The following is a 26,188-nucleotide window of genomic DNA, read 5'->3' as shown; positions in this document are numbered from 1 at the left end:
CGCCATGGGCGAAGCGAGAATATTGCTGCGTGACGCGCCGGCTGCCACCGCCGGCGCAGCCGAGGTCGAGCGCAAGCTGAGCGTGCTTGAGCTGCTGTGGAACGACGGTTTTGTCCGCAAGACCGTCATCATCCTGTTCCTGGCGGCGATCTGGGAAGCCTACGGCCTCACCCTAGACAATCCGCTGCTGTTTCCGACGCTGCACGATACCGTCATCACGATGTTCGAGCGCGTGAAGGACGGCACGATTCCGATGCGCGCATGGACGTCGCTGAAGGTGCTGTTCATGGGTTATTCGGCCGGCATCGTCCTGGCCGCGATCTTCACCGTGCTCGCGATCTCCACCCGCATCGGCACCGACTTCCTCGAGACGGTGACGGCGATGTTCAATCCGCTGCCGGCGATCGCGCTGTTGCCGCTCGCTTTGATCTGGTTCGGGCTCGGCAACGGCAGTCTGGTGTTTGTGCTGATCCATTCGGTGCTATGGCCGGTCGCACTCAACACCCATTCCGGCTTCAAGAGCGTGTCCAACACGCTGCGCATGGTCGGGCGAAACTACGGCCTGCGCGGGCTGCCCTATGTGGCCAAAATCCTGATTCCCGCGGCATTCGGCTCGATTCTCACCGGCCTGAAGATCGGCTGGGCCTTCGCCTGGCGCACGCTGATCGCGGCCGAGCTGGTGTTCGGCGTGTCCTCGGGGCAGGGCGGGCTCGGCTGGTTCATCTTCGAGAACCGCAACCTCCTCGACATACCTGCGGTATTCGCAGGCCTCTTGACGGTGATTATCATCGGGCTTTTTGTCGAGAACCTGATCTTCCGCGCCATCGAGCGGAACACCGTGCAGAAATGGGGCACCCAATCATGACCAAGAAGAAAATGACGCCCGACCAGCTCCGCAGCGCGCGCTGGTTCGCGCCCGACGATCTCCGCTCGTTCGGCCATCGCTCCCGCGCCATGCAGATGGGCTACGCGCCGGAGGAGTGGAAGGACCGCCCGATCATTGCGATTCTCAACACCTGGTCGGACGCACAGCCCTGCCACATGCATTTCAAGTCGCGCGTCGACGACGTCAAGCGCGGCATCCTGATGGCCGGCGGCCTGCCGCTGGAGCTGCCGGCGCTGTCGCTGTCGGAATCGCTGTTGAAGCCGACCACCATGCTTTACCGCAACCTGCTGGCGATGGACGCGGAAGAACTTCTGCGCAGCCATCCCGTCGACGGCGTGGTGCTGATGGGCGGTTGCGACAAGACCACGCCAGCGCTGTTGCTCGGCGCGACCTCGATGAACATCCCGGCGATCTATCTGCCGGCCGGCCCGATGCTGCGCGGCAACTGGAAAGGCAAGACGCTCGGCTCCGGCTCGGACGGCTGGAAATATTGGGACGAGCGGCGCGCCGGAAAGATCTCCGACAAGGACTGGCTCGACATCGAGGCCGGCATCGCTCGCAGCTACGGCACCTGCATGACCATGGGCACCGCCTCCACCATGACCGCGATTGCCGAGGCGATCGGCATGACGCTGCCCGGCGCCTCCTCGATTCCCGCCGCCGACGCCAACCACATCCGCATGGCCTCTGAATGCGGCCGCCGCATCGTCGAAATGGTCTGGGAGGATCTGACGCCGAAGACGATCCAGACCCGCAAGGCTTTCGAGAATGCGATCGCTGTGGCGATGGCGATGGGCTGCTCGACCAATGCGATCATCCATCTGATCGCGCAGGCTCGCCGCGCCGGTCTCGATATCGGCCTCGACGATTTCGAGATCGCAAGCCGCAAGGTGCCTGTCATCGCCAACGTGCGGCCGAGCGGCGATGCCTATCTGATGGAGGACTTCTTCTATGCCGGCGGCCTGCCGGCGCTGATGGGCCAGATCAAGCAGCATCTGCATCTCGATTGCATCACCGTCACCGGACAGACCGTCGGCGAGAACATCGCGGGCGCCGAAGTGCACAACGACGACGTGATCCGCTCGGTCGACAATCCCATCTACAAGGAGGGCGCGCTCGCCGTGCTCAAGGGCAATCTCGCGCCCGACGGCTGCGTCATCAAGCCGAGCGCCTGCGCGCCGCGCTTCCTCAAGCACACCGGGCCGGCGCTGGTGTTCGACGACTATCCCGCGATGAAGAAGGCGGTCGACGATCCCAACCTCGACGTCACCGAAGACCACATCCTGATCCTGCGCAATGCCGGGCCGCAGGGTGGGCCGGGCATGCCGGAATGGGGCATGCTGCCGATCCCGACCAAGCTCGTGAAGCAGGGCGTGCGCGACATGGTGCGTATCTCCGATGCGCGCATGAGCGGCACCAGCTATGGCGCCTGCATTTTGCACGTGGCCCCCGAATCCTATGTCGGCGGGCCGCTGGCGCTGGTCCGGAACGGCGACCGCATCACGCTCGATGTCGGCGCCCGCACCATCAATCTCGACGTCTCCGAAGCCGAGCTTGAAAAGCGCCGTGCCGCCTGGAAGCAGCCCGAGCGCCGCTTCGAGCGGGGCTATGGCTGGATGTTCACGAAACACATCAAGCAGGCCAATGACGGCTGCGACTTCGACTTCCTCGAAACTGACTTCGGCGCGCCGATCGGCGAGCCCTCGATTTACTAGAGAGTATGAGATGACCAAACTTACCGAAGCCACCCGCACCAAGCTGAAATCCGTTTCAACCGCCACCGTCGCAACCGCGTTGTTCAAGCGCGGCCTGCGCATCCAGATGATCCAGGATGTGCACCCGCTCGGTGCGGATCAGTCGACCATGGTCGGTGAGGCCTTTACGCTGCGCTACATGCCGGCCCGCGAAGATCTCAACACCATCGACGTCTTCAGGGATCGCTCCCATCCGCAACGCAAGGCGGTCGAGGATTGTCCGGCAGGCAGCGTGCTGGTGATGGACAGCCGCAAGGACGCGCGCGCCGCTTCCGCCGGTGCGATCCTGGTGACGCGCTTGATGAAGCGCGGTGTCGCCGGTGTCGTTACGGACGGCGGTTTTCGCGACTCGGCCGAGATCGCAAAAATCGGTATCCCCGCGTATCACCATCGCCCGAGCGCGCCGACCAATCTGACGCTGCATCACGCGATCGAGATCAACGTGCCGATCGGCTGCGGTGATGCGCCGGTGTTTCCCGGCGACGTCATTCTCGGCGACAGCGACGGCGTGATCGTGATCCCCGCGCATCTCGCCGACGAGATCGCCAACGAGACCTTCGAGATGACCGCGTTCGAGGACTTCGTCACTGAGGAAGTCAACAAGGGCCGCGGCATCTTTGGTCTCTATCCGGCGACGGACCCACAGACGGCGATCGATTTCGCGGAATGGCGGAAGAAGAACGGAAGATAATTGCTTTGGAGAGCTGCCGGCTCACAGCATCCCGGGCCGGAACAGCTTTCGATATCGCCGTGTTTCGGAGCCGGAGATCATGAACTCGCCGTCGCCGCGATAGTGGATCGTCTTCGGGAGCTTCGGCGATTTCGCCACGTGTGCCTTCACCACTTCGAAGACGAACATGTCATATTTCTTCACCCAACTCGCGTCGGCGAGCTGGCATTCGAAGTTCGCGTAGCATTCATCGATCAGCGGCGCGCGGACATGCGTGCCGGGCTTGGGTGTCAGCCCGAATTCGCTGAACTTGTCGATGTCGCGTCCGGAACTGTTGCCGATCTTCACGACCGTCGGCGCCAGGTCGTCGGTCGGAATGTTGATCACGCATTGGCGGCTCCTGCGGATCAGGTCAAAGCTGTGGTTCGCACTCGAGATGACGCAGGCCACCAGTGCCGGTGAAAATTCCATCATCATGTGCCAACCCATCGTCATGATGTTGGTCTGGTCCTTGTGAGCCGAGCTGACGAGCACGATGGGGCCTGGCTCCAGCAAGCGGCGGACGTTCGAGGTCGGAAAATCCTTCTTGTTGTAACGCGGCATGTTGAATCCCTCGCGCAGTCCGGCCGCGTTGATCTCGGTCGAGACGCTACGCCTCCGCCATCCCCGCGGCCCACAGCGCGAACGCATAGACGATCGCGACCTCGTCGAGCCGGTTGAAGCGTCCTGAGGCGCCGCCGTGGCCGGCGCCCATGTTGGTGCGGAGTAACACCGGGCCGCCACCGCTCATCGTGGCGCGCAGGCGTGCGATCCATTTGGCGGGCTCCCAATAGGTCACGCGCGGATCAGTCAAGCCGCCCATCGCCAGGATCGCCGGATAGTCTTTCGCCGCGACATTGTCGTAAGGCGAGTAGGACAGGATGGTGCGAAAATCCTTCTCGCTCTCGATCGGGTTACCCCATTCCGGCCATTCCGGCGGCGTCAGCGGCAGCGTGTCGTCGAGCATGGTATTGAGCACGTCGACGAACGGCACTTCGGCCACGATGCCGGCGAACAATTCGCCGGCGCGGTTGGCCACCGCGCCCATCAGCATGCCGCCGGCCGAGCCGCCATGACCGACGATGCGCTTTGCGGAGGTGTACTTCGCGTCGACCAGCGCGCGGGCGCTGGCTGAGAAGTCGTCGAACGAATTGGTCTTCTTCTCGCGCTTGCCGTCGAGATACCAGCCCCAGCCCTTGTCGGCGCCGCCGCGGATATGAGCGATGGCGTAAACGAAGCCGCGGTCGACCAGCGACAGGCGGTTGGCGTTGAACGAGGCCGGCATCGCCATGCCGTAGGAGCCGTAACCGTAAAGCAGCAGCGGCGCCGAACCGTCGAGCTTCAGCCCATTGCGATAGAGGATCGACACCGGCACCTCGGCGCCGTCATGCGCCGTCGCCATGATGCGCGTCGTGACGTAGTTGCTCGCATCGTGGCCCGACGGGATCTCCTGGCGCTTGCGCAGGGTGCGCGTGCGCTTGGTCATGTCATAGTCATAGACTTCCGACGGCGTCGTCATCGACGAATAGGCAAAGCGCAGCGTGGTGGTCTCGAACTCGTAGGAGCCCATGGTGTCGAGCGAATAGGCCGCCTGGTCGAAGGCGATGGCATGCTCCTCGTTCGATGCGAGATCGCGGATCACGATGGATGGCAGCGCGTTGGCGCGCTCCAGCCGCACCAGATGGCCGGCATAGAGATCGAGATCGATGATGTAGATGCCCGGACGATACGGGATCAAATCGCGCCAGTTCTTGCGCTCGGGTGAAGCGAGCGGTGCGGTGACGATCTTGAAGTCGATGGCGTCGTCGGCATTGGTGAGGATGAAGAGCTCGTCGCCGCGATCGCCGAGCGAATATTGCACGCCCTCCTCGCGCGCCGCGACCAGGCGCGGCGGTGCTTCGGGGTTGACGAGATCGATCAGTCGTTGCTCCGAGGTCTCGTGATCGCCGCCGGCGATCACGCAGAAGCGGCCGCTGGTACTTTCGTGCAGATGGGTGAACCAGCCGGAATCCTGCTCCTCGTAGACGAGGGTGTCGTCGGCCTGCCCGGTGCCGAGCTTGTGCCGCCACACCTGCATCGGGCGGTGATTGTCGTCGAGCTTCACATAGAAGAACGACGTCGCGTCCTTGCTCCAGACCACGCCGCCGTCGGTCTCCTCGACGACGTCGTCAAGATCCTTTCCGGTTGCCCAGTCGCGCACGCGGATGGAGAAATATTCCGAGCCTTTGGTGTCGGCGCTCCAGGCTTGCAGCTTGTGGTCGTTCGAGTGCCGGCTGCCGCCGAATTTGAAATATGCGTGGTCCTTGGCGAGCGCATCGCCGTCGAGCACGATATGGCCCTCGCCGCCGTCGCGCGGCATGCGGCCGAACAGCTCGTGCTGGCCGCCTTCGCGGAACTTGCGGAAATAGGCGAACTCACCGTCCGGCGACGGCACGCTGGAATCGTCCTCCTTGATCCGCCCCCGCATCTCGCGCACCAGCGACTTCTGGAGGGCGGCGGTATGGCCGAGCAGGCTCTCGGTGTAGCCATTCTCTTCGTCGAGATATTTACGGATGTCGGGATCGAGCACCGCGGGATCGCGCAGCACCTCCTGCCATTTTTCGTCCTTCAGCCAGGCATAGTCGTCGGTCACGGTGATCCCGTGCTGCGTGAAGGAATGCGGCCGGCGCGGGGCGATTGGGGGCTGGGAAGGTGTTTTGGCCTGTGTCACTCGATCCTCGTTCAAATGCGTGCTCCACCTTATATCGTCCCGATTCCACGAATTGCCAGCGCCGCTGCGCCATGGACTGCGCCATCGGGTTGTTGACCGGCTGCATCTATGCTTTAGGGGCCAAATCCCTTTAGTCCCGCCTCCGGTCCAGGCCGATGCTGTTCAATTCCTATCCGTTCATCCTGCTGTTCCTGCCGGCCGCGCTGGCCGGGTATTTCTGGCTCGGGCGGCGCAGCAATCTGGCCCCGGTGATCTGGCTGGCGGCGGCCTCGCTCGCTTTCTATGCCATCGGCAACTGGCAGTTCGTTGCCCTGTTGTTGATCTCGATCGCCTTCAACTACGGCGTCGGCCATCTCCTCATCGTGGCGAAGCTTACTCGGTCGCAACGAAAGGCGGCACTCGCGCTTGGCGTCGCCGGCGATCTCCTGGTGCTTGGCATTTTCAAATATGCCGGCTTCGCCGCCGAGAACATCAACGCGCTAACCGGGACGCATTTCGCGGTCCACATCCTGCTGCCGGTCGGTATCTCCTTCTACACGTTCACCCAGATCGCGTTCCTGGTTGACGCTTATCGCGGGCAGGTCGCGGCTTACGCGCTGCCGCACTACGCGCTGTTCGTGACATACTTCCCGCACCTGATCGCGGGACCGATCCTCCACCACAAGGACATGATCCCGCAATTCGAGCGGGAGGAAACCAAGCATCCGCATGCGCATCTCATTTTGTGCGGAATCATCATCTTTGCGATCGGCCTGTTCAAGAAGACATGCCTTGCCGACGGCATCCAGCCGCTGGTCGCGCTCGCCTTCGATGCGCGCGCGCCGAGTTTTGATCAGGCCTGGCTTGGCTCGCTCGCCTACACCTTCCAGCTCTATTTCGACTTCTCCGGCTATTCCGACATGGCGATCGGGATATCGCTGATGTTCGGCATCTTCCTGCCCGTCAATTTCAACTCGCCCTACAAGGCCACCAGCATCGTCGAGTTCTGGCGCCGCTGGCACATGACCTTGTCGCAATTCCTGCGCGACTATCTCTACATCCCGCTCGGCGGCAACCGCCACGGCCGCGTGCTGCGCTATGTCAATTTGATGATCACGATGCTGCTCGGAGGGCTCTGGCATGGTGCTGCCTGGACGTTCGTGGTCTGGGGCGCGCTGCATGGCGCTTATCTCTGCGTCAATCACGCCTTCAACGCGCTGGTGCCGAACATCCCGGGGGCTCTTGCGCGTCCGGTCCGGATCGCCGGGGCCGTACTCACTTTCCTTGCCGTCGTCGTCGCCTGGGTGTTTTTCCGTGCCGAGCGGGTCGACTGGGCGCTGCGGGTTCTCGGCGCCATGGCCGATCCGGCGAACGTCATCCTCGGCCGCGAGGAGATCGCGGCGCTGGCGCAGGTCACGATCTATGCCGCGCTGGTCTGGCTGGCGCCGAACACGCAAGGACTCATGGGATACGACCACGCCAACCGCAGGGTCGGAGAGGGCTTGATGGCGGGACGGATGCGGCCTCTGGTCCTCTATGGCGCGTCGCTGGTGCTTGCGTTCGGGATTTTGGGCATCCAGAGCCACAGCGAATTCATCTATTTCCGGTTCTGATGCGGGGCACGTTCACATATCCAGGGCGTCTTCTGCTCGCGAGCATCGCGTGCGTGCTCGGGGCGGCTGCGCTCATTTACGGCGTCGATCCGCTGCAACTGTTTCGGTCCTCGCGTCTCGTCGCACCCTTTTATTCGGACGACACGCGCGTGCAGAATGCCGGGCTGATCCGCAGCCAGTCGTTCGACACTGCCTTCATGGGCACCTCGCTCGCGATCCATTTTCGTCAGAGCGACATCGACCATGCGCTCGGCGTGCACTCGCTCAAGCTGGCGATGACCGGCTCCAATTCGCGCCAGCAGGGTTTTGTGCTGGAGCAGGCAATCGACCGCGGCGCAAAGCGCGTGATCTGGCAGATGGACGATTTTATTTTTGTCGATGCGGCTGACATCGAGACGGATCCTTATTTCTCCGCCGATCTCTATCGCGGGACGGCAAAGGGGATCGCGTCCTATCTTTTCAGCGCGGCGATGGCGAAGGAATCGCTGTTCGCGCTGCTGCGGTCGGTTCCGCCGTTGCGGCAGCCGCTGACCCGGGCCGCGCCTTATTTGCCCGTCAAGTTCGCACTGCCTGACGTCGACGACATCTACGCGCTGCCGCGGGATTTCGACGTCGCCCGTGGCTACAATGCAGAGAAGGCGCTTGCCGCCTTCGCCTACATCACAAATCCCGTGCGCAGCCGCTTTCTCGGCGAAGGCTATGGCTACGACGCCATGGTGCGGCACTTCGAGCGCGATGCCGTGGGCCTGATCACGCGGCACCCAGACGTGACCTTCGACATCTACTTCCCGCCCTATTCGATCCTGCAATTCGTCGCGATGCGCGACGCCTCGCCTGCGACGCTGAAGATCGTCACCGATCTCACGACGCGCGCGGCGGAGCGCCTAACGCAGCTTCCCAATGTCCGCCTTTATGATTTCCGCGCGATCAAGGAAGTCACGCACGACCTCAACAATTACGGCGATGTCATCCACCATTCGCCGGTCGTTGATGCGAAAGTGTTGAAATGGCTGGCGAGTGGGGAATATCGGGTCGATCCGAAGGCATCACTTGCGTCGCTGGACGAGTTGAAGGCGCAGGTCGCCGCATATCGCGTGGAGCGCTGATCTTTCCTTCTCCCCTTGTGGGAGAAGGTGGCGCGAAGCGCCGGATGAGGGGGCTCTATCCGCGCATTCAACGGTGAGAGGTTTGCTTCGCGGATAGAGCCCCTCACCCGTCTCGCCGCTGCGCGGCGAGCTACCCTCTCCCACAAGCGGCGAGGGTGCACCGCTCGTGTCGCGCGAATCTACTACCTCCCCAGTTCGGTCGCCTTTGCCACGCGATCGAACCGCTCCAGCGTCATAATCGCGTCCGCGAATTTCTCCGCGCGCGCGTTCAGCACCGGGCGTGCCAGGGTCAAAAACTTCTGCTGCATCGCCTGCGCGTCGGGGAAGGAGGTCGGCTCTCCCGAGGGATCGGGGTAGAGCCGCTCATGCACGCCGTCGTCCGTCGTGATACTCACGCGCGCGCCAAAGGGATGGGTGCGGCCGACTTCGAGCCGGTCGTCCTGCACCACGTCGAACTTGTCGGCGAGCGCGTCGATGGCGGCATCGCCAAGGCGGGTGTAGTCGTCCCAGCCAAACGAGCCCTGGTCGAGCGCGAGCGCGCCGGTGAAGAACATCGAGAATTGGCCGCCGACGATCGAGGTGGGATGGCGCTTGGTCGCGGCGTCGCCGGTCAGCGTGATGCCGTTGCGGTGCAGGCCGATCTCCACGCGCTTGACCTGATCGGGCGTCAGATTGTGCTCGCGCCGCATCGCGATCAGCGCGTCGATCGCAGCATGGGTGTAGCGGCAGCTCGGATAAGGTTTTACGCCGATCTTCATCGTCTCATAGGTCTTGCCGAGCTCGGCGACCGCCTTGTCGGGATGCGCATCATCGGTGTAGCCGGCGAGCAGGCCATGCTTGCCCTCGACCGATTCCGTCGCGCCGACGAAATCGTTGCGCGCCAGCGTCGCGGCAATCACGCCGTTCATCGCGGCGGCGCCGACCTGATAGCGCTTGTTCCAGGCGCCATTGACCAGAAATTGCAGCGAGCCCGCGGCCTGGCTGCCGGCGACGCCGAAAGCGGCGATGAGCTGTTGCTCGGAGAGGCCGAACAGCTTGCCGGCGGCCGCTGCTGCGCCATAGGTGCCGGCGGTGGCGGTGGGGTGAAAGCCGCGCGCATAATGCGAGGTCGGGTCGAGCGCGTTGCCGAGCCGGCAGCAGACTTCATAGCCCGCAACGATCGCGGTCAGCACGTCGCGCCCGGAGGCGCCGACCATCTCGCCGATGGCGAAGGCGGCCGGAACCACCGGCGCGCTCGGATGCAGCGAGGAATCGGCGTGGGTGTCGTCGAAGTCGAGGGAATGGCCGAGTGCGCCGTTGAGCAGCGCCGCGACCGCCGGCGTCCAGGTCTTGCTGTCGCCGAACACGGTGGAGTCGCCCTTGGCGTCGAGCGCCAGCGCCTCCAGCATCTTCAGGATCGAAGGGGTCGATTCCGCTTCGCTGCGGGCCCGGATCGCGCTGCCGAGGAAGTCCAGCGTCAGCACTTTTGCCCGATCCAGCACTTTCGCCGGAATATCCCCGTATTTCAGGCTGGCGACATAGGCGGCGAGCGTTGCGGTTTCGTGGGCCATCGTGTTTCCTCGTTTTGGCGCGCAAGTTAAGCGGGCTGATTTGGCCTTTCAAGCGGCCTCGGGACCGCGGGCATCAGCTATGCTTTTGGCGGCTTTACGAGGGTTGGACCGGGATACTCGACGATGGCATTCGCAGGAGAGCTGTTCGACCGGGTCTGGTCGCGCAAGACGCAATTGGGGCTGGCGGTCCGGGTCACGGTGGCGGCGACCGGCGCCTACGCGCTCGCCACCGCGCTGCATCTCTTGTTGCCGCTCTGGGCCGTCCTCACTTCCATCATCGTGACCCAGATGAGCGTCGGGCGCTCGCTGAAGGCGACACGCGACTACATGCTCGGCACCATCGGCGGCGCGATTTATGGCGGCGCTATCGCGATCCTGATCCCCTATTCCGGCGAACTGGGCCTGCTGGGTCTTCTGGTGCTGGCCGTGGCGCCGCTTGCGTTTGTCGCATCGATCTATCCGAATCTAAGCTCTGCAACGGTGACCGCCGTGATCGTGCTCGTGCTTCCGTCGATGCATCATGCCGATCCCATGGCCTCGGCGATTGATCGCGTCGGCGAAGTTTCGGTCGGCGCGGTGACGGGGCTGCTCGTCTCGTTCCTGGTGCTGCCATCGCGCGCGGTGCGGCAAATTCGCGCCAGCGCGGCGAAGCTGCTCGAATTGATCGCAGAAGCCTTCAGCGAATTGCTCGCGGGCCTGACGCGCGGCCGGGACAATGACGCGCTGCATCGGATTCAAGACGGTATCGGCGCCGCAATGGTCGGCATGAATACCATTGGCGCCGAAGCTGAGCGCGAGCGCTCTGCGCGATTGTCGAGCGGGCCGGACACCGGCCCGTTGTTGCGCACGATCTTGCGGCTGCGCCATGACGTCGTGATGATCGGCCGCTCGACCGTGGTGCCGTTGCCGGTCGAGGTGCAGACACGGCTTGCCGTGCCGCTGACGGAAGTCTCGACCGTGATCGCACGCTTCCTGCGTTCGGCCGCTGCGGCCTTGCGCGAAGGCGGCGGCGCCCCGCCGATCCATCCCGTGCACGTCGCGCTTCAGCATTATGCCGAAGCGGTCGCCGCTGTGCGCCAGGACGGCCTGATCCGGGGCCAGCCGAGCGACACCGCGGAGCGCTTCTTCGCGCTGGGCTTTTCGCTCGAGCAGATGCACCAGAATCTCTGCGATCTCGACCGCGTCGTCGGCGAATGGTCGGAGGCGGCGGCCGACAAGCCCGCGCGCGCGGCGGAGTGAGCTACCGCCGCGTCAGGCCCTTGCCCTGCATACGCCAGAGCGGCAGGTCGATGCGAGTTTGACCGCGAGATCAAATTCCGCGACGAGCTTCAGCGTCTTCGGCAGCGCCAGATAGCTGAACGGACTGCGGAAGGAGTAGAAGAGGTCGACGGACAGGGTCATCGCGCCGGCTCCGCGATGCGTCCCATCATGCTGCGGGCCACAAGCTTATGGAACGGCGTGATCAGGGTGAGATAGGCACGACCGAGCAGATTGTTGGTCCGTACCAGTGTGGTCAATGTCACCCCCTGGCCCGCGGCATCGCCGGCCACGTCGACGACGATGCGGAAGTCGAGATGAAAGTCGTCAAAACCCGCGACGAGCCGATCCGGGGTTTCGCTGAGGACCGGAAACAGGCCGATCAGGCCGCCTGGCGCGGGCGCGCCTGCGCCTGATGTCTTCAGTCCGAACGGAGCCACCAGGACGTTGCGCAGGCGCAGGAGCGCATCGATCCAGCGCGGTCCGTGCAGCACCATCCGGGTGCAGGCCTCGCGGGCGTCGAGCTGTTGTTTGCCGGTCGCGACGCGAAAGGCGTCGATGAACTGCGCGCCGGCCAGCAGCCGGCCGGCATCGACATTGGGGGTGACTTCGCGGACAGTCCCGATCATTCCGCCAATTTGCGCGTCAACATCCGAAAGCGCAAGATCAGAAGCCCGGCATAGACGAACGATCCGATCGACAGTCCGATCCAGACACCGACGGCGCCGAGGTCGGCGTGGAAGGCGAGCCACCAGGCGATCGGAAAGCCGACGCACCAATATCCGATCGCGGCGAATACCAGCGTCATCCTGGTGTCATTGATGCCGCGCAGCGCGCCGCCCATGATGGTCTGGATTGCATCGGCGATGAAGAAGGTCGCGCCGACCAGGAGCAGCGTCGCGGTCAGCTCGACGGTCGCCATGCTCGCCTCGCCGCTCCCGAAGAACAGCCGTGCGAGCTGATAGCGGCCGAGGATGATCGCGACGGTCAGGGCCGAGACGAACGCGATCCCGATCACCGCTGCGACGACTCCTGCGCGCTTCACCGCGAGCGGCTCACCGCGGCCGAAGGCGTGGCCCACCCTCACCGTGGCCGCCATGCCGATGCCGAGCGGGACCATGAACAGCACGGCGGTGACCTGGAGCGCGATCTGATGCGCCGCGAGCGCGGTCGTCGAGATCAATCCCATCAGCAGGGCCGCCGACGAAAACAGGCCATATTCCAGCAGCAGCGAGAACGAGATCGGGGCGCCGATCGCGATGAGCCGGCGCATCAGGGGCCAGTCGATCCGCCAGAGATGAGCGAGCAGACGATAGTCCGCGAACGGCTTGCGCAGCCCCGCAATGGCGAGCGTAGCGACGAAAGTGCCGAGATTGACCAGGGTGGTCGCAAGCCCCGCGCCGAACAGGCCGAGCTCCGGCAGGCCGAACAGGCCATGGATCAGGCAATAGACCAGCCCGGCATTGATGGGGATGGCCGCGAGCGTGATCCATAGCGGCGCCTGCGGCCGGTTCACCGCGCTCATCATGCTGCGCAGCGCGATGAAGCCCAGCGCCGGCGCGATGCCCCAGGCCAGCCCGTTCAGATAGCGCTGCGCGAGCGCGGCCGAGTGCGGCGCCTGTCCGAGCGCGATCAGGATGTGCTCGCCATAGAGCGGCGAGGCCATCATCGGCAGCGAGATCAGGAGCGCGACCCACAGGCCGACGCGCAGGGAGCGGCGGATGCGCCTGACATCGCCGGCGCCGAAGGCCTGCGCGACCAGCGGCGAAACCGCTGCCATCAAACCGAGCCCGAAGGTGAAGCTGACGAAATAGACCGTATGAGCCAGCGCCGCCGCGGCGACCGCGGCCTCGCCGAGCCGCCCGATCAGCGCGAGATCGGTCGTGATCATCGCGATCTGCCCGAGCTGCGTCAGCATCATCGGCACGGCCAGCCGCAGCGTCTCGACGAACTCGTCGGCGAGAGGATCTGGCGGCACGCCGGCTTGCGGCTGCGAACGAGGCTGGACGGTGTCGAGCATGGCTATCCAATAGCATCGCAGGGCGACGAAAACATGGCCTCACTCTCGTGTCCCGGACGCGCGGAGCGCGAGCCGGGACCCCGAATCACGAGCGCTGTCTTTGCGGTATGGGCCCCGGCTCAGCAGCGCATCACTCGCGTGCTGCGCTGCGTCCGGCGCACGAGACCATCTCAATCCAGAAGTGGAAGCCGCCTCAGCTCTTCCGCTCGGGCACGCGCTTGATCTTCGCGCCGAGCGCATTCAGCCGTTCGTCGATGCGCTCGTAGCCGCGCTCGATCTGGTCGGCGTTGTCGATCGTGGAGGTGCCCTCGGCGCAGACCGCCGCCAGCAGCATGGCCATGCCGGCGCGGATGTCGGGTGAGGTCATCGTCGCGCCGTGCAGCCGGCTGGGTCCTGCGATGATGGCGCGGTGCGGGTCGCACAATACGATGCGCGCGCCCATCGCGATCAGCTTGTCGACGAAGAACATCCGCGATTCGAACATCTTCTCGAACATCAGGATCACGCCCTCGCATTGCGTGGCGGTGACGATCGCGATCGACATCAGATCGGCCGGGAAAGCCGGCCAGGGCTGGTCCTCCAGCTTCGGCACGTGGCCGCCAAAATCGTCCTGGATCTTCAGCGTCTGGTTCGAGGGCACGATGAGATCGTCGCCTTCAATGCGGCAGACGATGCCGAGCCGTTCGAAGCCCATGCGGATCGAGCGCAGATGCTCGACGCCGGCGCGCACGATGCGAAGCGGTGAGCGCGTCACGGCGGCGAGCCCGATCAGCGAGCCGACCTCGATATGGTCCGGCTGGATCCGGTAAGTCGCACCGCCCAGCGTCGCCGGACCGTGCACGATCATGGTGTTGGTGCCGATGCCTTCGATCTTCGCGCCGAGCGCGACCAGGAAGTTGGCGAGGTCCTGCACATGCGGCTCGGACGCGGCGTTGCGCAAATAGGTGACGCCGTCGGCGGCGACCGCCGCGACCAGCGCATTCTCGGTCGCGGTGACGCTGGGCTCGTCCAAAAACACGTCCGCGCCGGCCAGCCTTGCCGCGCGGAATTCGAGCCGGTCGGTCGCAGTGACTTTGGCCCCCAACTGCTCCAGCGCCAGCACATGTGTGTCGAGCCGGCGGCGGCCGATGACGTCGCCGCCGGGCGGCGGCAGCATGACTTCGCCGCAGCGGGCGAGCAGCGGGCCCGCGAGCAGGATCGAGGCGCGGATGCGGACGCACAAGTCGGGATCGAGATCGGCGGCGCGGATGCTCTTGGCGTGAATATGAAGCGTGTTGCGGGCCGTCCATTCCGCGGCAGCGCCGACCGAGCGGATCAGTTCGACCAGCGTCTCGGTGTCGCGAATCCGCGGCACGTTTTCCAGCGTCACCGGATGCTCGGTGAGCAGGGCTGCCGCGATGATCGGCAGGGCCGCATTCTTGTTGCCGGACGGCTCGATCGAGCCCGAGAGCCGCTGACCGCCCTCGACGATGTACTGGATGGGCGCCACGAAGGTCTCACTGTTGTTGGGTGGGGCGGGTGATTTTCGAGGCGGAAACTACAGAGAATTGAGCGGGGGAGCAATTCGGGCTCGACGGCTATCACGAAGGAGGTGCGCTCCCTCTCCCGCTTGCGGGGGAGGGCTGGGGAGGGGGTGCCTCCGGATTGCCGATGCCCAACCCTCATGGTGAGGAGCGCGGAACGCGCGTCTCGAACCATGAAGGCCCGGCTCTCGCTTGCGGCCATCCTTCGAGACGCCCGCTTGTTGCGGGCTCCTCAGGATGAGGGCGAGCCCTAGATATCGATCGTCGCGCTCAGCGAATGTTCCTGGATGAAGTCGCGGCGCGGCTCGACCACGTCGCCCATCAGCTTGGTGAAGATGTCGTCGGCCTCGTCGACCTCCTTGACCTTCACCTGGAGCAGCGAGCGTGCGTCGATGTTGAGCGTCGTCTCCCAGAGCTGTTCCGGGTTCATCTCGCCCAGACCTTTGTAGCGCTGCAGCGTGACGCCCTTGCGGCCGGCGTCGGTGACGGCTTCGAACAGATCGACCGGGCCGTAGACCATGTGCTCGACGTCCTTGCGCCGCAGCTTGCCGGGGCGGACATAAACGTCCTGGAGCTTCACCGTGTACTCGTCCAGCTTGCGCGCTTCGACCGAGCCGAGGAAGGCGTCGTCAATGACGGCGGCTTCCTTGACGCCGCGCACCGTGCGCTCGAACTGGAAGCCATGGCCTTCCACGTATTGACCGACCCAGCCGCGTTCGACCTCGTCGGCGAGAGTGTCGAGGCGGGCGGCGATGTATTGCGCGGCCGCGGCGGCTTTCTCCGGATCGCCGTAGATCGCCTTGTTGAGCACGCCGGTGATGGCGGCCTGCTCGATCACCTTGCGATTGTAGCGGGTGTGCAGGCTGCGCAGGACGCCGCGAACAGCGCGGGCGTCGTCGACCAGCGAACGCAGGTCGCGGCCGGTACGATCGCCGCCGGTGCCGGGAATATAGACGCAATCGTCCAGCCCGGTATCGATCAGATAATCTTCCAGGGCCCGCTCATCCTTCAGGTATTGCTCGGACTTGCCGCGGTTGACCTTATAGAGCGGCGGCTGGGCGATATAGAGATAGCCGCCGTCGATGATGTCGCGCATCTGACGGTAGAAGAAAGTGAGCAGCAGCGTGCGGATGTGAGCGCCGTCGACGTCGGCGTCCGTCATCACGATGATCTTGTGATAGCGCAGCTTCTCGATCGAGAACTCGTCGCTGATGCCGGTGCCGAGCGCGGTGATGAGCGTGCCAATCTGCTCGCTTCCCAGCATCTTGTCGGGACGCACGCGTTCGACGTTGAGGATCTTGCCGCGCAGCGGCAGCACGGCCTGGAATTCGCGGTTGCGGCCCTGCTTGGCGCTGCCGCCTGCCGAGTCACCCTCGACGATGAAGAGCTCGGACTTCGCCGGGTCCTTCTCCTGGCAGTCGGCGAGCTTGCCGGGCAGCGAGGAGACCGAGAGCGGGCTCTTGCGCGTCAGCTCGCGCGCCTTTCGCGCGGCTTCGCGGGCCGCGGCCGCCTGGATCACCTTGCCGACGATCATCTTGGCTTCGGACGGGTGCTCCTCGAACCAGGCCTGGAGCGCCTCGTTGAGCACGTTCTCGACCACGGGGCGTACTTCCGAGGACACCAGCTTGTCCTTGGTCTGCGACGAAAATTTCGGGTCCGGCACCTTCACGGAGAGAACGGCGGTGAGGCCTTCGCGGCAGTCGTCGCCGGTGAGCGCGATCTTTTCCTTTTTCGCGTTGGCATCGGCATAGCCGTTGACCTGGCGCGTCAGCGCGCCGCGGAAGCCGGCGAGATGGGTGCCGCCGTCGCGCTGCGGGATGTTGTTGGTGAAGCACAGCACGTTCTCGTGGTAGCTGTCGTTCCACCACAACGCGGCCTCGACGCCGATGCCGTTGGCTTCCGCGCGCACCATGATCGGCGCAGGCACGATCGCCTTCTTGTTGCGGTCGAGATATTTGACGAATTCCTCGACACCGCCGGAATAGTGCATCTCCTCGCGCTTCTCGACCGCGTGACGCATGTCGGAGAGTGCGATGTTGACGCCGGAATTGAGGAAGGCGAGCTCGCGCAGCCGGTGCTCCAGCGTGGCGAAATCATATTCGATGTTCTTGAAGGTTTCGGTCGAGGCCTGGAACGTCACCTCGGTGCCGCGCCTGCCGGGCGCGTCGCCGACGACCTTGAGCGGTGCAACGGCGTCGCCATGGGCGAACTCGATGTAGTGCTCCTTGTTGTCGCGCCAGATGCGCAAGCCGAGCTTGCTCGACAGCGCGTTGACGACGGAGACGCCGACGCCGTGCAGGCCGCCGGAAACCTTGTAGGAGTTCTGGTCGAACTTTCCGCCGGCATGCAGTTGGGTCATGATGACCTCGGCCGCCGAGATGCCTTCGCCCTTGTGGATGTCGACGGGAATGCCACGGCCGTCGTCGCGCACGGTGACGGAATTGTCGGCGTTGAGCACGACATCGACGCGCGTGGCGTGGCCCGCGAGCGCCTCGTCGATCGCGTTGTCGACGACCTCGTAGACCATGTGATGCAGGCCCGAGCCGTCATCGGTGTCGCCGATATACATGCCCGGACGCTTGCGGACGGCATCGAGACCCTTGAGCACGCGGATCGATTCCGCCCCGTAATCGCTCGGATTTGAGGGTTCGTTTTCGGCAGGCGTCTGCCGAGCAGGTTCTGTCATGAGAGGCCTTCGAGATGTCGCCCGAATCAGCGGCACAAAAGGCGCTGATATGCGGGCTATTTGTGCCACGAAAGACGGATTGCGCCTAGCGCAAAGTATCTCCCAGCAAGTCTTTGATCAGATAGGATTTTTTGGCCGGTTTTCAAGGCTTTCGAAGGCCGATTCCAGGCGCTGGAAAAAGCGCGATTCGAGAAGCCGTTTCGGACCGTGGAAGGCGTGGATTTTGCGGGGACGAGGGGCGTTCCGAGGCGCTTGGAACGCCCGGAACGGCCTTGCAGGCTCAATACATCTGAAGCGGCAGCACATCTCCGCTTGGCCCCACCAGGAGGCCCCAGGCATCGCCGGCGGCCACGGTGAGGGTCTCGGTCCGGGCAGGGCGTCCCGCCAGACGCAGCGCGTACTGGTACTTGCCGGGCGGCAGATCGAGCATCGGGCCCTTCGGCGACTGCGGGCCGCCGGCGCCGGCCGCGATCTTCACGGTTTGATTGTTGATCGTCAGCGATGCTTCCTTCGGCCCCATATTGCCGAGCATCAGCCTGGCCTGTCCGGCCTTCGGCATGATGTCGGCCTTGGCCGCGGCCTGCGGATTCCGCTGCACCAGGCTAACGATTGTCTCGTCCCTGGCGCGGCCGAGCTTCAGCACGGCCGGTCCCTCCGGCGAGGTGAACGCGAGCTCCGCCCGCTCGGCGGTCACAGTCGCGCCGTCGGCCTTCTCCTGCCAGCCGCGCTTGGTCAGCTCCGTGCGATAGAACGCGAGGACGTCGCCAAGCGCGGCGGGGATGCTGGCTTCGAGCTCGCTCCGGAACGACTGGTCGCTGCCGGGGAATTTCGTGGAGCTAACTCCGGTGGAGCTGTGCTGCGTGGGCACCGGCAGGGCGGAATCGGGATCGAGCGTGAGCGGCTCGGCCGGCTTGGCTTGCACCGACTCGACCTGTCCCGGCTTGGCCTGGGCGGGCTTCGCTGCAGCCATCACCAGGCCCGATCCGTTGGCGCTGACATTCACCTTCGGCCCCATCTGCATTACGGTCATCGAGATCGATTTGCCACCCTTTGCGAACTCCATTACCGCCATGTTCGGCTGGTTGATGACGGACGGCTGCTCCTTCCAGCCTGCTGATTTCAGCAGCGCCCGGTAGAACGTGGCGAGCGCCTTGACGCTTGAGGTGGAAGCGAATTCGAGCCGGCCGGCGCCGCCTTCGAACTTCACGCCCTCGGCGGTTTCAGGCAGCGGCACCGGCGTCTTGCTGTCGGCCAGTGCATTCAGCGGCGCATCTGACAGCGCGGCCGCCTGCACCTTGCGTCTTGCGTCGTCGGCGGTGATGAGCTGCTTGGCCGCACCTAACGCATCCCCAAGGAACTTCTCGTCGGCCTCCTTCTTCGCCTGGGCACGGGCGGCAAGTGCGGATTCCTTCACCTGCGCGGTCAGGCTGACCATGGTGAAATCGTATTTGCGGCCAAGCCGCAGCAGGCCGGTTTCCTCAGCCGAAGAGATCCTGATCGCGACCTCGTCGCCGGGCGCGCGCGGCGCGCTGCCGTCCTCCTGCCAGCCGCGCGCGGCGAGCTCGCGATGATAGAAAGCGAGCACGGCGGGCAGCTCGGCCATCGCGGCGGCTGACATTTCGCGCTTGTCGGAGCTTGCGCTGCCGAGGCCCTTGGCCGTCTTGGTCGGGCTCGGTCGCGGCAGGCCGGCCAGATCGCTATCCGCTTTGAGCTCGCTGGGTAGCGCAAAGGGCGCGACCCGGATATCGACATTGGTGCGGCCATCGTCGCGGCGCGTCAGCGTCAGCATCACGGGCTTCTGTTGATAAAAGCCGGTCTCCTTGCTATCGGCGTGCGCGTAGAACGCGCGCAGGCCGTTAGGAACGGTTTCATCCAGGCTGGTCGTCCAGCGCGCAGCGGTTTCCGGCGTGAGCTTCTGCCAGCCGATCGCAGCCATCTGGCTGCTGTAGAAGTCCGACGTTGCATCGAGCGGCGTCGGCGCGATGCAGTCGAGATAGGGCCGCGTCCCGTCAAACACGATGTCGCTTGCGCCTTCCGGAAATGGCACGTTCCCGTAGATCCGGTCGGTCGTGTAGTAAACCACGGACTGGTCGGGCCGGCCGAGCGCCTGCGTGAAATGAACGAAAAGGCCCTGCCGACCCTTCTTGAACTTCAGCAGGCTGCTTTTCTCCTCCAGCGGCATCACATAGGGCACCCAGCCGTTGGCAATCAGGAGCTTTTGGACCGCGGGCAGCGTCACCGCCTGCGGCGTCGGCATGCGATACTCGGCGCGATAGGGATCGGGGCGCGAGGTGTCTTCCACCGCGCCCTCGAGCTGCGGCAGCGCGTGAACGTCGACGATGCCCTCGTCGGCGCCGGCCGCGATCGAGCAACTCGCCATCAGGAAGAGACCGCATGCAAGCAGCTGCCATCGTGCCGGGACTTGCGTCCCGCGCGGGATCATCGACATGGTTACGTCTCCAGGATGCCGCGCGGCGCTTTGGCCGTGCGATTGCAACGGCTGCGCCACCGTCGGCGCGGTCTCAGACCAGAAGTCGCGTCGGGAAGCGGGCAGGTTCAAAGATCTCGGAGGTCTCAATAGAGCTGGAGCGGCGACCATGCCTCGCCGTCGCGCCCGACGGTGAGCTCCCAGGCGTCGCCGGCCGCGACGGTGAGGATGTTGGTGTGGGCCGGACGGCCGGGCACGCCCAGTTCGTAGGAATATCTGCCGGGCAGCAGATCCAGCGAGACCGCGTTGGCGCCGGCGGCGCGCTTGGTGATCCGCTCGTTGATCCCGAGCACGGCTTCCGTCTCGCCGATGTTACTGAACACCAGCTTCGCCTGGCCCGGTTCGGGCATGACGTTCGCCCTGGCTGCAATGTCCGAGTTCTTCTGCACGAGCTGGACCGAGGTGCTGCTCTCCTTGCGGCCGAGCTCCAGCATGGCTGGCCCGAGCGGGGAGGCGAAGGTGAGCCGGACGTGGTCGGCGGAGACGACAGCGTTATCGTGTTGCTCCTGCCAGCCGAGCTTTCCGAGCTCCGCACGGTAGAAGGCGAGAACGTCGCCGAGCCCGGCGGGCACGGTGGCTTCGAGCTTGACGCGAAGCGGCGCTTCAACGCCCCGCATCAGGGTGGTGTGAATTCCTCTAAAACTGTGGCGCGTCGGTGCGGGCAGCTTGGCATCGGGATCCGGCGTGAGGTCGGCCGAGAACAGCGGCGACAGATGCGGCATCCAGGCGCCGGCGCTTGCCGCGAGCATGCACGTCGCGAGCAAGACGAGGCCGCACGCAAACGCCCGCCATCGTGCCGGGGCTTGCACCCCGGACCTTACCGTCCGCATCCCATTCTCCAGGAATGTCGCGCGCGTCAGTGTCATCGCGCGATGGCAACGGCTGCGACACTATCGGCGCGGCCTCAGACAGCTAGTCGTTGACGGGACCACGCGGGTTCAATGCGGCGGCTCACCGACGCGCGCTGACTTGTCCGCTCTCGACGTCAAAGATCTCGCCCCCGGTGCCGATCTCGGCGAAGGCGGCCGGATCTGCGCCGGTCAGCCACACCTGCGCGCCGAGCTTGCGCAGCTCGTCGAACAGTGCCGCGCGCCTGCTGGGGTCGAGATGCGCGACGACCTCGTCGAGCAGCAGCAGCGGCACGATGCCGGTCATCTCGGCGACCAGGCTTGCATGCGCCAGCACCAATCCGATCAGCAACGCCTTCTGCTCGCCGGTCGAGGCATCGCGCGCCGGCATGCTTTTCGGCGCGTAGATCACCTGGAGATCGGTGAGATGCGGACCGTCCGTGGTGCGACCGGCGATGGCGTCACGCGGACGGTTGTCGCGCAGGATCTGGCGGTAGCGGTCCTCGACCGACGTCGCCGTCTCGTTGAGCAGCGCGTTCTCCATCCAGCCGTCGAGCCCGATTTGCGCCGAGGGGAAGGCGGAGGTCTGCGCGCGTGCATTCAGCATGCCGGTGAGACGTGCCGCAGTCTGGCCGCGGGTTGCGGCGACGGCGACCGCAAGCTCCGCGGTCTCGCGCTCGATCGCGTCACACCAATGGTCGTCGTAATTGCGCGTCTCGAGCAGGCGGTTGCGCGAGCGCAGCGAGCGGTCCAGCGCCGAGATGCGGCTGGAATGGTCGCTGTCGATGGCAAGCACCAGGCGGTCGAAGAAGCGCCGGCGCTCGGACGCCGCACCCATGAACAGCCCGTCCATCGCCGGCGTCAGCCACACCATGCGGATATGGTCGCCGAAGGACGCCGCCGAATTGACCGGTTCGCGATCGATGCGGCAGCGCCGGCTGACCGGGCTGTCGGCGCGCGGCGGATCGATGCCGGTGCCGAGCGTGGCGAGGCCCAGCGCGCCCTCGACCTGTGCAGATACCGCCCAGGAGCCGTCGCCCTGGTTGTCGGCAACGTCGTCCAGCGTCGCACGCCGCAAGCCGCGTCCCGGCGACAGGAACGAGATCGCCTCGATGCAATTGGTCTTGCCCGCCCCGTTCGGCCCGACCAGCGCCACCATGTCAGCCGTCGCCTCGAGCCCCGCCGCCCGGTAATTGCGAAAATGCGTCAGCGTCAGGCGATGAATGCGGGAGGGGGTCATGATTTGCGGGCACACTCTGATCCCTCCCCCCTTGTGGGGGAGGGTGGCGCCTCACGAAGTGAGGCGACGGGTGAGGGGTATCTTACCGCCCGGCGAGCTTTGCAAGGATATCCTCCTGCACCGCCACAGGTCGCTGCAACACATCGTTGTTCCAGTAGCGCGCCGTCTGAAATCCTTCGGCCGCAAGCATGGCCTCACGGGCAGCGTCGCCTTGTGATTCTACGTGCTGGCTGCCGTCGATCTCGATCACAAGGCATTTCTCGAAGCAGACAAAGTCGAGAATGTAGTTTTTGAACGGGACTTGCCGACGAAACTTGAAGGCGGACAGCCGGCGTTCTCTGAGCAGCCGCCACATCGCAGCTTCCGCATCAGTCGGCTCATGCCGCATGTTCTTCGCAAATTGGCGGAGATGTTTGGGGACTGGCCGATGGGACGGCTCTTGCGGCACTAACCCCTCACCCTATCGAGCTTGCGTCGACCAGCGGAGTAGCCCTCTCCCACAAGGGGAGAGGGCGCAGCAATGCGCATCGCGCTTGCTTCCAAAAGCAGGGTGCGCGTGGCGTAGAGCTACGTCCCTCACACCCGCATCGGCATCAGCACGTACAGCGCGCTCTTGTCGTCGCGGTCTTGCACCAGCGTCGGCGAGCCGGGGTCGGCGAGCCGGAGCGTTGCGACGTCGCCTTCGATCTGGGCTGCGATGTCGAGCAGATAGCGGGAGTTGAAGCCGATATCGAGAGCGTCGGAGGCGTATTCGACTTCGAGCTCTTCGGTCGCGCTGCCGGAATCCGGGTTGGTCACCGACAGCACCAGCTTGCCCGGCGACAGCGACAGCTTCACGGCCCGCCCGCGCTCGCTGGAGATGGTGGAAACGCGGTCGACCGCGTTCTCAAAATCCTTCTTGTCGACGACGAGCTCCTTGTCGTTGCCTTGGGGGATGACGCGGCTGTAGTCGGGAAAGGTGCCGTCGATCAGCTTCGAGGTCAGCACCACATTGCCGATGGTAAAGCGGATCTTTGCCTGCGACAGCTCGATCGTGACCTCGGCCTCGTTGTCCTCGATCAGGCGCTGTACCTCGCTGACCGTCTTGCGCGGAACGATCACGCCGGGCATGCCGTCGGCGCCCTTGGGCTGGACCAGGTCGAGCTGCGCGAGGCGGTGGCCGTCGGTGGCGACGCCGCGCAGGGTCGCGGCATTGGCGGAGCCTGCGGCATGCAGATAGATGCCGTTGAGGTAGTAGCGCGTCTCCTCGGTGGAGATCGCGAACTGGGTGCGGTCGATCAGCCGCTTGACGTCCTTGGCGGCGAGTGAGAACGAATGCGACATGTCGCCGGCGGCCAGATCCGGAAAATCATTCTCCGGCAGCGTCTGCAGCGTGAAGCGGGAGCGGCCGGCGCGGATCGCCAGCACGGCGCGGTCGCCGTCGGCTTCGAGCACGATCTGCGAACCATCCGGCAGCTTGCGCACGATGTCGTAGAACATATGCGCCGGCACGGTGGTGGACCCCGCGGTCGCGGTTTCCGCCGCGAGCGTTTCCGTCACCTCGAGGTCGAGATCGGTCGCCTTCAGCGACAATTTCGCGTTCTCGGCCCGGACAAGCACGTTGCCGAGGATTGGAATCGTGTTGCGGCGCTCGACCACGCGATGGACATGGCCCAGCGACTTCAGGAGTTGCGCGCGTTCGACCGTAACCTTCATTGCACTACTCGCCCGATCCCCAAGGAAACACAAATTTGGAAAAGCCGGGCGGCGGGACGCGCGCCACGGTACCGAAGACCCCCAAAGCCGGATCATCCAGCCGATATGACCAAAGCCTTCAGGGTCGCGCAAGGTGGCGCGTAAAGTCATCCGTTTCAAGGGATCGCGGGATGGTTCCCCACGATTTACAGGCAAAAACACGCCCGCCGCCCAGGCATGGTCCGGGCGGCGGGGGAAGGGGAAAGACCTGGGCGTTTATTCCTGAAGCTGACGCTTCAGCGATTCGACCTCGTCCGACAGCGCCGTGTCCTTGGAAACCAGGGCTTCGATCTTGCGAACGGCGTGCAGCACGGTGGTGTGGTCGCGCCCACCGAAGCGGCGGCCGATTTCCGGCAGCGAGCGCAGGGTCAGCGTCTTGGCGAGATACATCGCCACCTGGCGCGGACGGACCACGTTGGCGGTCCGGCGCGAGGACAGCAGGTCGGAGCGGCTGACATTATACTGCCGCGCCACCACACGCTGGATGTCCTCGATCTTGATGCGCTTCGGCTCCTGCGGCCGGATCAGGTCGCGCACCTCGTGCTCGGCCATTTCCAGCGTCACCGGCCGGTTGTTGAGCTTCGAGTGCGCGAGCAGGCGGTTGATCGCGCCTTCGAGATCCCTGCCGTTATGGGTGATGGCACGGGCCAGATAGGTCAGAACCTCCTCCGGCACCTCGAACGTCGCGTGATGGGCGCGGGCCGCCGCGACGCGCGACTTGAGAATGCCATGCCGCAGCTCCTCGCCGAGCGAGGCCATCTCGACCACGAGGCCGCCGGCCAGCCGCGAGCGCACGCGATCATCGAGGCTTTCGAGATCGGACGGCGGACGGTCGGCCGCGATCACGACCTGGCGTCCGGCGTCGATCAGCGCGTTCAGGGTGTGACAGAACTCGGCCTGGGTCGACTTGCCCTGCAGGAACTGGAGATCGTCGATCACGAGCACGTCGATGCCGCGCAGCGCTTCCTTGAAGGCGAGTGCCGTCTGCGTCTTCAGCGCGGCGACGAAGCCGTACATGAATTTTTCCGCGGTCAGGTAAAGCACCTTGCGCTCGTTGCCGGAATTTCCGGCCCAGGTCACCGCCTGCAAGAGATGCGTCTTGCCGAGTCCAACACCCGCATGGATGTAGAGCGGATTGAACATGACGGGATCGCCGCGGCGACCCTCCGCGACTTGACGCGCAGCGGCATGCGCCAGCGTGTTGGAGCGGCCGACGACGAAGCTTGCGAAGGTCAGGCGCGGATCGAGCGGCGAGCCGCCGAGCGCATCGTGATTGGCCGAGACCGGCGCGGTCGCGGTCGAGCGCAGCTCCGGCGCAGGCGAGCGGCGCGCTTCGACGGGCGCGGGCACTTCCTTCTGCTGAACGACCGGACGCACGGCCGAACGCACGGTGAGATCGATACGATGCACTTCCGGCATCTCGGCCTGCCAGCACGACAGCACGCGCTCGGCGTAATGCGCCTGAATCCAGCTCTTCAGGAAGCGCGTGGGGACCGAGAGCCGCACGCTCTCCTCCTGCACACCTTCCAGATCCATGCGAGCAAACCAGCTCGTATAGACGTCTTCGCCTACGTTCGTGCGCAGCCGGCTCTTCACGCGTGACCAGCGATCCTGTTCCGATGGGTTCATCGTTAAAAAACTTCTCTTGAGAGATAAGGTTGCGTTGTGAACGCCAAGCGGGGTTCCCCGTCATGGCGCGACCTCAAGCGATTCCATCGTCGGGCACAGCTCGACCATTCGGCGCGAACGCCGCTAGGTCAGATCAGCGATGTCGGAGATGGAGAGTTCGCGAGGTCAGCGCGTACTCGGCGCGCCCTCACACGAGGGGGGCTGAACGCAGGACGGATCGGAGACGGCATCGTCGAGCGATGGAATCTGTGTCAACACCGCGTTGAATCCGTAGGACATGATACCTCCCCGTCCTGCCGTGATCGCTCACGGCAAGGTCCTGCCTGAAAAAACAACCGCATCTGAATTGCTCCAGCCGCGGATGCGCCCGTCTGTACTCGTCGTCCGCTCGGCTTCGCCATCCTGCGTGTCGGAGTAGCCTCGAGATGTCTCTCATTTTGCGCTGGGCGCGAGCGG

The 26,188-nt window shown here is 64.8% G+C and carries 19 protein-coding genes and 1 pseudogene; 6 read left to right on the top strand and 14 right to left on the bottom strand.

The window, feature by feature from the left end; translation table 11 throughout:
- The first annotated feature begins 4 nt into the window (after positions 1-4).
- Genes ABIB00_RS03545 through ABIB00_RS03535 form a run of 3 tightly spaced genes read left to right on the top strand, consistent with a single transcriptional unit; the run spans position 5 to position 3,331 of the window.
- Positions 5-865, top strand: a complete 861-nt coding sequence (locus tag ABIB00_RS03545) for an ABC transporter permease (protein ID WP_354049720.1) — start codon at positions 5-7, stop codon at positions 863-865.
- On the top strand, positions 862-2,601 hold the full coding sequence (gene araD / locus ABIB00_RS03540) for an L-arabinonate dehydratase (RefSeq protein ID WP_354103387.1): 1,740 nt from the start codon (positions 862-864) through the stop codon (positions 2,599-2,601). Before ABIB00_RS03545 ends, araD begins: the two co-directional genes overlap by 4 nt.
- A 10-nt stretch (positions 2,602-2,611) precedes the next feature.
- Positions 2,612-3,331 carry a ribonuclease activity regulator RraA gene (locus ABIB00_RS03535; RefSeq protein WP_354103386.1) on the top strand — a complete coding sequence of 240 codons (720 nt, stop codon included), beginning with the start codon at positions 2,612-2,614 and terminating at the stop codon, positions 3,329-3,331.
- Positions 3,332-3,352: 21 nt separating this feature from the next.
- Here the strand turns inward: ABIB00_RS03535 and ABIB00_RS03530 are convergent, their stop codons facing one another.
- Positions 3,353-3,913 (bottom strand): flavin reductase family protein, encoded by a 561-nt coding sequence (locus ABIB00_RS03530; RefSeq protein ID WP_354103385.1) that lies wholly within the window; start codon positions 3,911-3,913, stop codon positions 3,353-3,355.
- A gap of 46 nt (positions 3,914-3,959) precedes the next feature.
- Positions 3,960-6,059 carry a S9 family peptidase gene (locus ABIB00_RS03525; RefSeq protein WP_354103384.1) on the bottom strand — a complete coding sequence of 700 codons (2,100 nt, stop codon included), beginning with the start codon at positions 6,057-6,059 and terminating at the stop codon, positions 3,960-3,962.
- A gap of 155 nt (positions 6,060-6,214) precedes the next feature.
- On the opposite strand from ABIB00_RS03525, the gene ABIB00_RS03520 reads away from it, so the two are divergent.
- On the top strand, positions 6,215-7,651 hold the full coding sequence (locus ABIB00_RS03520; RefSeq protein ID WP_354103383.1) for an MBOAT family O-acyltransferase: 1,437 nt from the start codon (positions 6,215-6,217) through the stop codon (positions 7,649-7,651).
- On the top strand, positions 7,651-8,757 hold the full coding sequence (locus tag ABIB00_RS03515; RefSeq protein WP_354103382.1) for a hypothetical protein: 1,107 nt from the start codon (positions 7,651-7,653) through the stop codon (positions 8,755-8,757). Before ABIB00_RS03520 ends, ABIB00_RS03515 begins: the two co-directional genes overlap by 1 nt.
- A 182-nt stretch (positions 8,758-8,939) precedes the next feature.
- Here ABIB00_RS03515 and ABIB00_RS03510 read toward each other — a convergent pair whose 3' ends face one another.
- Positions 8,940-10,307 carry an MmgE/PrpD family protein gene (locus ABIB00_RS03510; RefSeq protein ID WP_354103381.1) on the bottom strand — a complete coding sequence of 456 codons (1,368 nt, stop codon included), beginning with the start codon at positions 10,305-10,307 and terminating at the stop codon, positions 8,940-8,942.
- A 123-nt stretch (positions 10,308-10,430) separates the two neighbouring features.
- Here ABIB00_RS03510 and ABIB00_RS03505 point away from each other — a divergent pair, with 123 nt between their 5' ends.
- The gene (locus ABIB00_RS03505) at positions 10,431-11,546 is read left to right on the top strand and encodes an FUSC family protein (protein ID WP_354103380.1); all 1,116 of its coding nucleotides are present in this window, start codon (positions 10,431-10,433) and stop codon (positions 11,544-11,546) included.
- Between the two features lie 54 nt (positions 11,547-11,600).
- Here ABIB00_RS03505 and ABIB00_RS03500 read toward each other — a convergent pair.
- The 11 genes and pseudogenes from ABIB00_RS03500 to dnaA form a co-directional block, all read right to left on the bottom strand.
- Positions 11,601-11,708 (bottom strand): annotated as a pseudogene (locus tag ABIB00_RS03500) (2-hydroxychromene-2-carboxylate isomerase); the annotation flags it as partial.
- Positions 11,705-12,193 carry a DUF2867 domain-containing protein gene (locus tag ABIB00_RS03495; RefSeq protein WP_354103379.1) on the bottom strand — a complete coding sequence of 163 codons (489 nt, stop codon included), beginning with the start codon at positions 12,191-12,193 and terminating at the stop codon, positions 11,705-11,707. The pseudogene ABIB00_RS03500 and the gene ABIB00_RS03495, both read right to left, overlap by 4 nt.
- The gene (locus ABIB00_RS03490) at positions 12,190-13,584 is read right to left on the bottom strand and encodes an MATE family efflux transporter (RefSeq protein WP_354103378.1); all 1,395 of its coding nucleotides are present in this window, start codon (positions 13,582-13,584) and stop codon (positions 12,190-12,192) included. The genes ABIB00_RS03495 and ABIB00_RS03490 overlap by 4 nt, the downstream gene beginning before the upstream one ends.
- A 193-nt stretch (positions 13,585-13,777) precedes the next feature.
- Positions 13,778-15,073, bottom strand: a complete 1,296-nt coding sequence (gene murA, locus ABIB00_RS03485) for a UDP-N-acetylglucosamine 1-carboxyvinyltransferase (RefSeq protein WP_354103377.1) — start codon at positions 15,071-15,073, stop codon at positions 13,778-13,780.
- Between the two features lie 284 nt (positions 15,074-15,357).
- Complete coding sequence (gene gyrB, locus ABIB00_RS03480) at positions 15,358-17,793, bottom strand: DNA topoisomerase (ATP-hydrolyzing) subunit B (protein WP_354103376.1); 2,436 nt, start codon at positions 17,791-17,793, stop codon at positions 15,358-15,360.
- Between the two features lie 280 nt (positions 17,794-18,073).
- On the bottom strand, positions 18,074-20,242 hold the full coding sequence (locus ABIB00_RS03475) for a hypothetical protein (RefSeq protein ID WP_354103375.1): 2,169 nt from the start codon (positions 20,240-20,242) through the stop codon (positions 18,074-18,076).
- A gap of 125 nt (positions 20,243-20,367) precedes the next feature.
- Complete coding sequence (locus ABIB00_RS03470) at positions 20,368-21,111, bottom strand: hypothetical protein (protein WP_354103374.1); 744 nt, start codon at positions 21,109-21,111, stop codon at positions 20,368-20,370.
- 121 nt (positions 21,112-21,232) lie between these two features.
- Positions 21,233-22,369 (bottom strand): DNA replication/repair protein RecF, encoded by a 1,137-nt coding sequence (gene recF, locus ABIB00_RS03465; RefSeq protein ID WP_247442198.1) that lies wholly within the window; start codon positions 22,367-22,369, stop codon positions 21,233-21,235.
- Between the two features lie 82 nt (positions 22,370-22,451).
- Complete coding sequence (locus tag ABIB00_RS03460) at positions 22,452-22,817, bottom strand: endonuclease domain-containing protein (RefSeq protein WP_354103373.1); 366 nt, start codon at positions 22,815-22,817, stop codon at positions 22,452-22,454.
- Between the two features lie 128 nt (positions 22,818-22,945).
- Positions 22,946-24,064, bottom strand: coding sequence for a DNA polymerase III subunit beta (gene dnaN / locus ABIB00_RS03455; RefSeq protein ID WP_247351542.1), 1,119 nt, complete (start codon positions 24,062-24,064; stop codon positions 22,946-22,948).
- Positions 24,065-24,319: 255 nt separating this feature from the next.
- On the bottom strand, positions 24,320-25,732 hold the full coding sequence (gene dnaA / locus ABIB00_RS03450) for a chromosomal replication initiator protein DnaA (RefSeq protein WP_247442002.1): 1,413 nt from the start codon (positions 25,730-25,732) through the stop codon (positions 24,320-24,322).
- Between the last annotated feature and the right edge of the window lie 456 nt (positions 25,733-26,188).

Source organism: Bradyrhizobium sp. LB14.3, from assembly GCF_040547985.1.
In the GTDB taxonomy this organism is placed as follows: Bacteria; Pseudomonadota; Alphaproteobacteria; order Rhizobiales; family Xanthobacteraceae; genus Bradyrhizobium.
This window is presented reverse-complemented; position numbering and strand designations above follow the sequence as displayed.